The following is a 10,551-nucleotide window of genomic DNA, read 5'->3' as shown; positions in this document are numbered from 1 at the left end:
TCTACACCGGGGGTTATCGGAATCGAATGAGCGTCGGGTGTCGCGAATGTCACAAAAGACCCATGTGTTCACCAAGTTTTCGACTGCGGTTGCGGAATATTCCGGGCGGCCAGTCGCATTCGTACTTGCCGTGGCCGCGATCGCCATCTGGGCCATCAGCGGACCGTTTTTCGGCTTTTCCCAAACCTGGCAACTGATCGTGAACTCCGCGACCACAATCGTAACCTTTCTCATGGTTTTCGTTCTCCAAAATTCGCAGATCCGCGGCGGCACAGCGGTTCAGGCGAAACTCGACGAGATCATCCTGACGAGTTCGGCGGAGAACGAATATGTCGGCATCGAGGAGCTTGAAGAGGAAGAACTGAAGCGCATCACCGAGATCCTTAAGGAACACGCTCAAAGCGAGGAAGATCACGCTCTGCACGAGAAGATATCGCGCGCGACCCGGCGCCAGCCCGCAGGAAAAGCATAACGACAACGGCCACGATCGTCCGCATACCGGTACATCGCGGGAACCAAACGCCAGCGAAGCCGTTTGCGTAGCGAACGCAGTTGCCAGGAGGGTACCGCATGCATCTCGTTGGAACACAGGTCATCCCCGAACAAGGCGGCCGCTCGGGCTTTACGGTCGAATTCGTCGGCGAAGGCGGGGAGATCGTCTCGGTTTCGATGCGCAATGACGCGTCGCGGAGCCTCAACCGGCTGAACGCGGTCGAACGGGCCAAGGCGGTTATGCTGGAGCTTGCGCACACCGATGCGCCGGATAGCAGCGATGCCGACGTGGAGCGCAAAGTGAAGGCTGCACGGAGCGCACGGGCGGCCAAGGACGCGGCCGAGATGGAGCGCCAGCTCGACCAGGGCCTGGAAGACACCTTTCCTGCCAGTGACCCCGTTTCCGTCACGGGTTCAACCATCGCGAGCGATCACAGGAAGAAGCAGTAGGCCATGGCGGATCGATCGTCTGTCGCCCTGATCACGGGCGCGGGCTCCGGCATCGGACGCGCCACCGCACTTGCGCTTGCCGCCGACGGAATGAAGGTCGGCCTGCTCGGCCGTACCCGCCCGCAGCTCGAAGATTGCGCTTCGGAGATCGGTGCCGCCGGGGGCGAAGCATTGGTGCTCGAAGCCGATGTGGCGGATGAGCTTGCGATGCGAAACGCGGTGAAGACGCTTGTCCGTGAATTCGAGCATCTCGATGTCGTCGTCGCCAATGCCGGCATCAACGGCGTCTGGGCGCCGATCGACGACTTGAAGCCGTCCGAATGGGACAAGACGATTGCCGTCAATCTGCGCGGGACGTTTCTGACGCTGCATATGACGGTTCCTTATCTCAAGGAAAGCGGAGGCGGCTCGATCGTCGTTGTGTCATCGATCAACGGTACGCGGACCTTCACCACACCCGGCGCAACCGCATACACCGCCACCAAGGCGGCGCAGGTAGCGATCGTCCAGCAACTGGCCCTCGAACTGGCCAAGCACCATATTCGCGTGAATGCGGTGTGCCCGGGAGAGATCGAGACGCAGATCGACGAGAACACCAGCCTGCGCCATGCGAAGGAAACCGCGATACCGGTAGAGTGGCCGGACGGCGAAATCCCGATTACGGGCGGCAAACCCGGCCGCAGTGAGGACGTTGCGGAAGTCATCCGCTTCCTGGTTTCCGATGACGCGCGACACGTTACTGGCACCCCCATCTGGATCGATGGAGGTCAGGGCCTGCTGAGGTAAAGCTCCTGCAATTCAAAGTGCTACAGCGACCTTTGCGCGTCCGATTGGACGTACGGCGTTGTCGGTGCGCCCGATTTCGACGTTTTCATCATTGCTCGCCAAGAATATGTTCGAAGACGAAACCTCACCGTTGGCAAGTCGTTCCCGGCTTACAAAAGTCATCGCACTGATTGCCCAAGAAAAATGGGCTCCACCAAGAGTGATGGAGCCCGATCTGCACTGTTGTTTGGGATCGCGCGGATCCGTAGGGGCTTGCGGAGAGGGGACTTTTTCCACGCGGTCCGACACATAAACCGGGTACGTGGCGATTTGTTCCCGGTCGGTCCGAGAAAAGCTTGCGCGGAGGTAGAACCCTTCAGGGTTAATGGAAACAGTTCTGTTGGCTCAAACGGAATCGGATGGTCGACCGGCCGGCGCGCGGCGTAGCCAAAGCATACGTCCAAGCCGGCCGGTCGATCAGGCGGCCCGTTTCAGCCAACAGAACTGTTTCCATTTAACCCTGAAGGGCTCTAGGTTCACAATGACCAGAACCGCTGGCTGCGCGCGGGAGCGGCTGAGGTGCCGCCCATGAAGTAGCCCGCGACAAATGCCAGGGTCGCGACCACGAGCAGAGTGCCGCTGAGCGCCGCCGGATGATCGCGGGCCGTCCCTGCGACCACCGCCGCCTCGTCGCGTACGTAGCGCGCGGCATCCTGTGTCCTCGTTTTCAGATAGGGTTCCGGCTTGCCGGTGAAGCCGGCTCTCAATGATTTCAGTGCCATCGTTCCGCTCCTCATTCCTGGTCTTTCATGCCCGGAGTCGGATAGCGTTGATCCGCATCCTCAAGATCGGACTCCACGAGATAATCGTCTCTCTTTTGTCGCGTGGCTTCCCGCATGGCGCGATGGCTTGGGAGATCGTCCGGCTCGACAGGCTGTTTTTTCAAGCGCGGATGCAGATCGCTATCCTTCTCGACCGGTCTCTGTCCGGCCGTATCACCGGGGGTTTCCTTGCGCTGTTTTTTCGTGGTTTTCACCTTTTCCTCCTGAGCGTTCCTGACGAGTCAACGTCAGGCGGGATAGGAAGTTCCCGGCTGACGCCTCTCGGGCAATCCTGAAACGATCAATCGGTTGTAGCGGGAAGGCGCGTACCGCCTTCCTCGGCTGGACGGCGGTCGGCGGTGTCGTAGATCAGCAAGGCGAGCGCCGCCGCCATCAGAAAGATAATCCCAGTGAGAATCGTGCGCGGTTTCATTCCTAGTCGTCCCGTCGGTGGTGAAACGCCGCCGGGCGTCATCGGTTCCGACGAACCACGGGGACGCCCAAGCGCGGAATGCATCCGGAACAAAGCGTCCAGCCCTCGGTTAGGCCTACTGCATGATTCCAAGTGCTACAGCGACCTTTGCGCGTCTCAAAAGGCGCGCGGCGCTGTAGGCGATACGCTGGCGGACCTGCGAATGCCTGCCTCATCCGATACGGAGCTTTTGGAAATGGATACCTTTCCTCGCCCTCCCTTTGCACGGCAGTCTCAAGCCCTGCCCGGAACAACCGATCGAATGGAGCCGATGCCGGATCATGGGGAGAATTCCTATAAGGGTTCGGGCCGGCTGGAGGGAAAGAAGGCGATCATAACCGGTGGCGATAGCGGCATCGGCCGGGCGGTGGCGATCGCCTACGCCAGAGAGGGCGCCGACGTCCTCATCGCCTACCTTAGCGAGCATGAGGACGCGCAGGCGACGAAGGCGCTCGTCGAAGAAGCCGGACGCAAGGCCGTGCTGGTGCCGGGCGACATCCAGTTCTCCGATCACTGCCGGCGCATCGTCGACACGGCCATCGAAGAGCTCGGCGGCATAGATATTCTCGTCAACAACGCGGCTCACCAGGCGTCCTTCCGGGCGATCGAGGACATCACGGACGAGGAATGGGAACTGACCTTCCGGGTCAACATGCACGCAATTTTCTACCTGACCAAGGCGGCGGTGCCACATATGCGTGAAGGCAGTGCGATCATCAACACCGCTTCCATCAACGCCGACAGTCCCAATCCGACCCTGCTCGCCTACGCCGCCACCAAGGGTGCGCTGCATAATTTCACAGCCGGTCTCGCGCAGCTATTGGCCGAGCGGGGCATCCGCGCGAATGTCGTGGCTCCAGGTCCGATCTGGACGCCATTGATCCCGTCCACCCTCCCGGAAGATTCCGTCGTCGATTTCGGCAAGCAGGTGCCGATGAAGCGTCCGGGCCAGCCGGTGGAACGGGCTTCGACCTTTGTCATGCTGGCGGATCCGATGTCGAGCTATGTGTCGGGCGCGACGATCGCCGTGACCGGAGGCAAGCCGTTTCTCTGACACGGATGAGAATAGCGTGAAATAATCTGCGCACGTCCGCATGTCGACGCTTTGAAAGCAGTCACGACAGACCGATGCAATGCGACATGATCCGGTCGCCTATGCTATCGGTCCTGAGGCGCTGCCTCACCGGAACGCTGCCGCCGACTCAGGAACCGGTCCAACTGTTGACGCGGAATTGCGCTTCCTCGGCCGCCTTGATGAAGGCGGCACGTGCGGCGTCGGGTTCGTCGTTTCCCTCGATCACGCGGTCGCATACTGCCAATGCTTCGCTTTTTGCCTTTCCGTCGGCGAGCGGCCAATGGTTCTTGAGGCATAGAAAGGCGTCGCGCGTGCTCTGTACCCGCAGCACTCGCCTCGGCGCCTCCAGGATGACCGCTTCGCTCCACAGGCGATCCTGCGTCAGGCTTGGCATTACGAAACTCCTTCAAGTGGAGGGGATTGGGGCGCCTGACGGCTTATTCCACCCAATACGAGCCCCCCGAGTTCCGGGCTTGCGCGCGTAATGTCCGCCAGCGATACGATGCCTGCCGCGCGCTTCTCTTCGTCAACGACGACAAGGCGGCGTATTTTGTGTTCATGCATCTTCTGCGCCGCCAGCAGGATACTGTCGTCCTCCTCGCAGGACTCGGCCGAAACCGTCATGAACTCGAACACTGCCATCGATGTCGACAGTCCCTTGGCTACCACTGAGGTAAGGATGTCACGGTCTGTGACGATCCCGAGGATCGTTCCGACGCCCGGAGCCTCGACCGGCAAGGCGCCAACGCCTGCTTCCTCCATCAGCCGCGCAACAGACTGCGCCGTATCGCTCGTTGAAACCGTAAAGACCTGCTTGGACATCACGTCCCGAACGCGTATCGCTCTGTCCTCATGGGCGACCATCGGCGAGACTCCTGCCATTGATGGATGCAGGCACCCTGACTTCCTCATCTGCCGGCTTCTTGAGTGTGAGATCGACGCGGTATGGGACAATCACCTGGGGCTGCCACGTGTTTCGCTGCGCCTTCTTGGGGTTCGGATTTTCAGGCGGTCGAGCGAATCTCGGTCGCTTTTGTTTCGATCTTTGCCGCACGATATGCTCCCTTCTGCTCGTGTGGACATGCGCGGGCTCCTGCACGGTCCCTTAAATCGGAACCGATTTAAGGACAAAATCATGCAGAAACTCAAAGCTCTACGGCGACCTTTGCGCGTCCGTTGAACGTGCGGCGCCGTAAGCCGCAATGCTTCCTTAACGCACCAAAAGAGGAGCGGTTCCCCCGTGCGGCCAGGCTATTTCGTTTTTCTCAACGATCTCAACGATCGTTTTTCGACTCGGCAGGGCTCCCGCCGGCAGCCGCGCGTGCGCTGGCGTCCTGAAGAATCGATGAGATTTCCGCCGTCACCGCGTTCTGCCGGGCAAAGGCCTCGGACGGAACGATGCCCGGATCTTCCTCATGATCCTGCACGATCAGCTCTTCTTCCAGTATACGGTTGATCTCCCGCCAGGCGTCGTCATTTTTTGCAAGCGCGGAAAGAATAGCCACGAGAATTTCGCGCTGGGCGGCCAGTCGAAATTCGGTGCTTTCCACGCGTTTTCCCATATTTCGTCCCGAAACGGTTCATCGGCTATTCAAGAACCTGCACGACCGTCTTCGTCCTCGGGTTCACGATGACCCTCTTTTCATTGACGACCGCGTAGGCGAAATCAGGCTGATCCGGAATAGGGTAGACTTCCACCACGTCAGGCACCGGCTGGCCGACGACGATCTCGCCCTCATATTGAACCGATGGCGTATTCTGTTCAAGCACGTAGGTTCTGACTTCGCCAGGCAACACTATAGTGTCCTGGGCAATCGCCGACGAACCCACAAACGTCAGCAGCGCGGTAATCATCATGGCAAATTTATTCATTGATATACTCCTTCCTTGAGAGACCTCCCAACCAACAGCAACGCAATTGGTTCCCGGCCCGCTCATGAGCCTGGCTTGTGATCTCTCTCGCCCTTGGAGTGTCCGCCGCGGAGAGCGGCACGCGCCTTCTCGACGCGGCAAGCGGCTGTGACGCCTTGAGCGGCCAAAACGAATGCTGAGCGATTGCAGGCGAAAATACGTTTTGACGGACGATGCGAAAAAGAGGCCCTTCAACGAGAAGGACCTCTTTAGACCCCCGGTCGGTAGTTACATTAAGTCAGATTTGCCGCCCTCAATCGCCGCCACCCCCGGATGTGCCGCCACCGGTACCGGTGCCCTCTGCACTGGTGCTGGCGGAGGTCTCCGCGCCAGCGGCACCGGTGTCTGCACCTCCACCGCCGGTATCGCTGCCATTGCCATTACCCTCGGCACCGCTGCCGGAACCCGTACCACTACCCTCTGCACCGCTTCCGCTGCTGCCGCCGCCGTCACTCCCCGTTCCTGGTATGAGAATGACACCGTTGTCCGCGTAGGCATTGCTTGACGAACCGCCATCGCCACTCACCGGGATGAGCGGCATTGCAGTCGCGGACGCGAGCCCGAATAGCGACACAGCAATTATTCTGGGAAGTTTCTTCATTGCGTACCTCCTTTGGCGGGCAAATGCCTGCCTCAGGCCAACCTTCACGAAAAGAAAGTAGGCGTATGGCCCCAACCATGTTCAAGGATCGCATCAGACCGAGGCATTTTAGAGATCTGCGATGCCATTTGCCGGATTTGCGGCAGCAAGGGCACTCCGCGCGAGGCGTGGCCGGGGCCTCGGCGCGCAATCGCGCTTCGCGTATCGGACCAAGAACAAATCATTGACGGAAAGAGGAACCAAAAGGCCAGCCAGGCATTGTTCGACATTACCTGTCTTCTGTTCGTGCAAAGGGTGGTATTCGATATGCCTGCCACCGGTGTTCATGCGCTTCACAAATCGCATCACATAGAAGAGCAGGTCGTCGACCTGATACCTGCTCTGCGGGCTTTTGCCCGGACATTTACGTCAGTACCCTTCGAGGCGGACGACCTATTGCAGGAAACTCTGTTTCGGGCGCTGAGAAGCATCGATCAATTTGAACCGGGTACCAGTCTCAAGTCCTGGCTATTCACCATCATGCGAAACACTTTCCGGACGCAATACAAGATCCGGACACGCGAGAGCCCTGGAAACACGAATTGCGCGGAGCTGCCAATTCCGATGGCACCTCCACAGGAATGGTCGGTTCTGAACGGCGAACTTCGTGATGCTTTGGCGTTACTGACCCCCGAGCATCGGGAGGTCATTGTCCTCGTCGCCGGCTTCGGGATGAGTTACAAGGAAGCGGCCGACATCTGCGATTGCGCGATCGGCACCATCAAGAGCCGCCTCAGCCGCGCCCGTGAAGAATTGATAGTCCAGATGCATGGAAATCCATTGAACTAGCCGCGGCGGGAAGAACATCCCCTCAGCGCCTGCGTGCATTCAGCGCTTCTTGCAGTTTCCGGGCCAGTTCAAGCAGCCGCTCCGGCACGGCTTCCCTCTGTATCTTGCCCATGAGGGAGGCGATCTGCTCGTCGATGGCCCTGTCTGCGTCCCCACCCGCACGTGCTTTGGTTTCGTTCATCCGCTTATCCTTCGTCATGGCGAGGATCTTACGATAGCGTATTGTGCCGGGTACTTCATGTAATCGCCAGAACGGGATGAGGAAAAGTGTGAGGCGTCAGCGGACGCCCCCACGTCGGAGGAGACCACCATACGCTTGAGCCGCAACGGTCGGCCAGCCGGGCCGCGCCGCGGTACAACTACGACTTGGAAGCGTGCTCCTTCTTGCCCTTGCGTTTCGTGGAAGCCAGCTCCTCGAGTTCCTCTTCGGTCATGGATTTTTCCATGCTTTTCGAAGCCCCTTTGAGTTCGCTCTTCTTCTTTTCTCCCCGCTTGGCGGCAAGTGCCGCACCGGCAGCCATTTGCTGTGCCTTCGATTTGGCAGGCATCTCTATTCTCCTTTGGGCGACCCACAGCACCGTACGGACTTCAACAGTCCCGGAACCAGCAATGGTCGATTATGTTCCATGAGGAGGGGGCGCATGACGGCGGTGAAAAACGCGGTCTATTTCCCGGTTTGCCACATGGGAGCCGCCACGGCCTTCGATTCCGGCGATCCGCGAAAACGCAAGAAAATGGAAAAGACCACCAGAACCAGAGTGGATAGAAATTCCGATTGCCAATTCTGGAAGCATTCGAACCAGAATTCAGGATTGGTGAGGTGAGTGAAGGCATCCGAGGCGGCTTCGCCATGGGCGGCCGCATCGAGGTTTGCCGCAGCGACGCTTGCGCGCAGGTGCAGAAGAAAAGACAGGGCGAACAGTGTGCAAAGGGCCATGCCGAGCGAGTAGGAATAAAGTGTTCGCAGCAGGCCGCCACGCCGCACCGGCCACGGTGCTGCGGGATCACGCTCCCGGGAAACCGGATCCTCTTCGCATTTCGATGCGGCATCAGGGTTCCTCGATTCCGCCGAGCCGCGTTGATAGAGATATGCTGTGAGGCAGACGTAAGCGGACATCTGCAGAAACTCGCTCTCCCAATTCTCGAAGAGAGCCGAGAGAAAATGACCCGATGCAAGATAGGAGACGAAGGTTACGGCCGAGCCACCGTGCAAGGTGGCATCATGGTTATAGGCATGCATGCCTGTGACCACCATGCCGGCAATCGTTGCCGAGGTCAGGACGAACAGCGTGATCGACAATCCGTTGTCACGCAGGAACAACATTGGTCCCCTCCGCTCCGGGCTGGCCATGATGCTCTGCCGCCGATCAGTCGGCAGCGAGCCAGAATACGGACGCGCATATCAGGATGAAGAGCGCAACCGCACCGAAGAAGCGGATCATCCCGGCATTGGTATTGTTGCCAAGGGCGCGGTTCCACGTTTCTCCGCCGGTGCCGTCGTCACCCTGTTTCGCGTCACTCTCCGCCATCGTCTGGCCACCACCGGCTTCGGACGCGGGTACGTATTTCACGGTCGTGCGAATGGTCTCCCCATAGTCGCGAGGCCGCGGCTGCGGCGGGTCTGCTCGCTCGGTGGTCTCTTCGCCAGTTGCGCTGGGCACCCAGCCGGCCGCGTCTCCCGCATCGGCGACGTGTACGCTGGGCGCCGCCTTGTCTTCCGCCTCGGGCAGGTGAAGTTCCGCCTCCTTCCAGGCCTCTTGCGGCTTTCCTGCTCTCGATGATTGGCCTGCTCTCGATGAATGGCCCGCTTGACGTGTCTCAGGCGAGCCTGGTTGCGCCCGACGCGGGTCTGCGCCGTTGCCGCTGCTGTGTTGCTTCGCTGGCATCTCCGGACTCCTTCGTTGCGAGAAAAGCGCAAGACATGCCTTTTGTTCCGCCTCGCGCACCGGCTGCGCCCGAAGCTCCAAGGAACGCCCGGGCGGATCGCATGTGTCCCCCGATCACGTTCATGATTTCAGTACGAATCCACCTGAAATCATGAACGTGATCGATCCTAATGAGTTGAGACGCGGGGATGCGGGCGGAAAACCGCCCACACTTTTCCTCATCCCGCTCTAGCCGCTCCGTCCGGCCTGATTGTGGGATCCGCCGGGAACCGTCACGCCTTTGAGGCCGGTGCCGGCAATCGCGGGCTGCTCGCGGGCCGCGTCTGCGAGCGATACAACGCCGACCAATCGCTTGTCGCGGTTGACCACGGGCAGGCGACGGACCTGGACGTCGCCCATATTGCGCGCGACGTCATCAATTTCCTCGTCTTCGAAGCAGTATTTGACATCGGTCGTCATGATGTCTCCTACTCTTGACTGAAGGTCGAGGCCGTCAGCGACGCCCCGAACAACGATATCCCTGTCCGTTATCATACCGACCAGGCGGTCGTTGTCTCCGACCGGCAGGAAGCCGATGTCGTTTTCCGCCATTTGCCTTGCAACCTCGGTGATGGTCTCGTCCGGGCTGACAAGATGAACGTCTCTGGTCATGATTTCAGATACGTGCATGATCTTGCTCCTTGTTTCTGACTTCCAAATTGCTGCCGACCGGCATTTCCGCCGGCGGGTTTCGGATGCGACTATTGCTCCGTCGAGCCGGCGTTTCGAGATTTGCCCGGCGACGCCGGCGTTGAGGTTGCGTGCGTTGTCCCCTCCGTTTCGAGATCCTGCTTTTCGCCACTCCTCGACCGGTTTTCCTCTTTCTGCATCTCCCGCGATGCCTGCTCCCAGTGCCTGAGGTGCTGGCCTTCGGGGCGACCTTCCCGCTCCCAGATCGCATAGGCCCTGCGCCGGATAAGCTCTTCCTTGTCGTTGTCCATGTCCCTTCTTCCTCACCGATGAACTCTGTCGATGGCAGAAGTCAAACGGCGCGACCGGTCAATTGTTCCACGGGTTGCGGCACGGTTGAAGTGTCTGGGAGGCTCCGGATTTTCGTCCGGATTGGGGACCGGCACTTCATCGGGAAGGCGGTCGGGATCCGGCTCTTCGATCGGTGGCTCGGGGTCCCAGGGCGGCGGAGGCGGCGGCTGCGGTGACGGTGGCTTCGGGTCTGGTTGGCGCGGATTCGGCATTTTTCCCTCCATTCACGC

General features: G+C 59.8%; 19 protein-coding genes. 5 read left to right on the top strand and 14 right to left on the bottom strand.

All coding sequences use genetic code 11. The features are described from left to right. The first annotated feature begins 46 nt into the window (after positions 1–46). From PZN02_RS28560 to PZN02_RS28550, 3 genes are all read left to right on the top strand, one after another. Positions 47–472, top strand: a complete 426-nt coding sequence (locus tag PZN02_RS28560) for a low affinity iron permease family protein (protein ID WP_280662306.1) — start codon at positions 47–49, stop codon at positions 470–472. A 98-nt stretch (positions 473–570) separates the two neighbouring features. Continuing rightward, entirely contained in the window at positions 571–942 is a 372-nt protein-coding gene (locus PZN02_RS28555; RefSeq protein WP_280662305.1) for a hypothetical protein, read from the top strand. A gap of 3 nt (positions 943–945) precedes the next feature. Beyond that, complete coding sequence (locus tag PZN02_RS28550; RefSeq protein WP_280662304.1) at positions 946–1,728, top strand: SDR family oxidoreductase; 783 nt, start codon at positions 946–948, stop codon at positions 1,726–1,728. Positions 1,729–2,243: 515 nt separating this feature from the next. Here PZN02_RS28550 and PZN02_RS28545 read toward each other — a convergent pair. From PZN02_RS28545 to PZN02_RS28535, 3 genes are all read right to left on the bottom strand, one after another. Further along, positions 2,244–2,489, bottom strand: a complete 246-nt coding sequence (locus PZN02_RS28545; protein WP_280662303.1) for a hypothetical protein — start codon at positions 2,487–2,489, stop codon at positions 2,244–2,246. 11 nt (positions 2,490–2,500) lie between these two features. Beyond that, complete coding sequence (locus PZN02_RS28540) at positions 2,501–2,743, bottom strand: hypothetical protein (protein ID WP_280662302.1); 243 nt, start codon at positions 2,741–2,743, stop codon at positions 2,501–2,503. Between the two features lie 86 nt (positions 2,744–2,829). Further along, complete coding sequence (locus PZN02_RS28535) at positions 2,830–2,961, bottom strand: hypothetical protein (RefSeq protein WP_280662301.1); 132 nt, start codon at positions 2,959–2,961, stop codon at positions 2,830–2,832. Positions 2,962–3,196: 235 nt separating this feature from the next. Between PZN02_RS28535 and PZN02_RS28530 the strand changes: the two genes are divergently transcribed. Continuing rightward, positions 3,197–4,054, top strand: a complete 858-nt coding sequence (locus tag PZN02_RS28530; RefSeq protein ID WP_280662300.1) for an SDR family oxidoreductase — start codon at positions 3,197–3,199, stop codon at positions 4,052–4,054. Positions 4,055–4,202: 148 nt separating this feature from the next. On the opposite strand, the gene PZN02_RS28525 is transcribed toward PZN02_RS28530, so the two are convergent. The 5 genes from PZN02_RS28525 to PZN02_RS28505 all read right to left on the bottom strand — a co-directional run bounded on the left by PZN02_RS28525 (position 4,203) and on the right by PZN02_RS28505 (position 6,560). Next, on the bottom strand, positions 4,203–4,469 hold the full coding sequence (locus PZN02_RS28525) for a DUF982 domain-containing protein (protein WP_280662299.1): 267 nt from the start codon (positions 4,467–4,469) through the stop codon (positions 4,203–4,205). Beyond that, complete coding sequence (locus PZN02_RS28520) at positions 4,469–4,939, bottom strand: CBS domain-containing protein (RefSeq protein WP_280662298.1); 471 nt, start codon at positions 4,937–4,939, stop codon at positions 4,469–4,471. Before PZN02_RS28520 ends, PZN02_RS28525 begins: the two co-directional genes overlap by 1 nt. 410 nt (positions 4,940–5,349) lie before the next feature. Continuing rightward, on the bottom strand, positions 5,350–5,625 hold the full coding sequence (locus PZN02_RS28515) for a hypothetical protein (protein ID WP_280662297.1): 276 nt from the start codon (positions 5,623–5,625) through the stop codon (positions 5,350–5,352). 37 nt (positions 5,626–5,662) lie between these two features. Continuing rightward, positions 5,663–5,947, bottom strand: coding sequence for a DUF1236 domain-containing protein (locus PZN02_RS28510; protein ID WP_280662296.1), 285 nt, complete (start codon positions 5,945–5,947; stop codon positions 5,663–5,665). Positions 5,948–6,239: 292 nt separating this feature from the next. Then, positions 6,240–6,560 carry a hypothetical protein gene (locus PZN02_RS28505; RefSeq protein ID WP_280662295.1) on the bottom strand — a complete coding sequence of 107 codons (321 nt, stop codon included), beginning with the start codon at positions 6,558–6,560 and terminating at the stop codon, positions 6,240–6,242. Positions 6,561–6,893: 333 nt separating this feature from the next. Between PZN02_RS28505 and PZN02_RS28500 the strand changes: the two genes are divergently transcribed. Further along, positions 6,894–7,415, top strand: coding sequence for a sigma-70 family RNA polymerase sigma factor (locus PZN02_RS28500; protein WP_342394734.1), 522 nt, complete (start codon positions 6,894–6,896; stop codon positions 7,413–7,415). A gap of 22 nt (positions 7,416–7,437) precedes the next feature. Here PZN02_RS28500 and PZN02_RS28495 read toward each other — a convergent pair whose 3' ends face one another. The 6 genes from PZN02_RS28495 to PZN02_RS28470 form a co-directional block, all read right to left on the bottom strand. Next, the gene (locus PZN02_RS28495) at positions 7,438–7,596 is read right to left on the bottom strand and encodes a hypothetical protein (protein ID WP_280662293.1); all 159 of its coding nucleotides are present in this window, start codon (positions 7,594–7,596) and stop codon (positions 7,438–7,440) included. Between the two features lie 178 nt (positions 7,597–7,774). Then, on the bottom strand, positions 7,775–7,963 hold the full coding sequence (locus PZN02_RS28490) for a DUF3008 family protein (protein WP_280662292.1): 189 nt from the start codon (positions 7,961–7,963) through the stop codon (positions 7,775–7,777). 116 nt (positions 7,964–8,079) lie between these two features. Further along, positions 8,080–8,739 carry a DUF6766 family protein gene (locus PZN02_RS28485; protein WP_280662291.1) on the bottom strand — a complete coding sequence of 220 codons (660 nt, stop codon included), beginning with the start codon at positions 8,737–8,739 and terminating at the stop codon, positions 8,080–8,082. Positions 8,740–8,782: 43 nt separating this feature from the next. After that, positions 8,783–9,301: a hypothetical protein gene (locus tag PZN02_RS28480; RefSeq protein ID WP_280662290.1), complete on the bottom strand. Its 519-nt coding sequence runs from the start codon at positions 9,299–9,301 to the stop codon at positions 8,783–8,785. A gap of 228 nt (positions 9,302–9,529) precedes the next feature. Then, entirely contained in the window at positions 9,530–9,970 is a 441-nt protein-coding gene (locus tag PZN02_RS28475; RefSeq protein ID WP_280662289.1) for a CBS domain-containing protein, read from the bottom strand. A gap of 71 nt (positions 9,971–10,041) precedes the next feature. Then, a complete protein-coding gene (locus PZN02_RS28470; protein ID WP_280662288.1) occupies positions 10,042–10,281 on the bottom strand; it encodes a DUF2934 domain-containing protein in 240 nt (79 codons plus the stop codon). Between the last annotated feature and the right edge of the window lie 270 nt (positions 10,282–10,551).

Origin of the sequence: Sinorhizobium garamanticum (assembly GCF_029892065.1) — a bacterium.
GTDB classification, from domain to species: Bacteria; Pseudomonadota; Alphaproteobacteria; order Rhizobiales; family Rhizobiaceae; genus Sinorhizobium; species Sinorhizobium garamanticum.
Note: the sequence above shows the minus strand (reverse complement) of the source record. Positions and strands in the feature narration are given on the sequence as shown.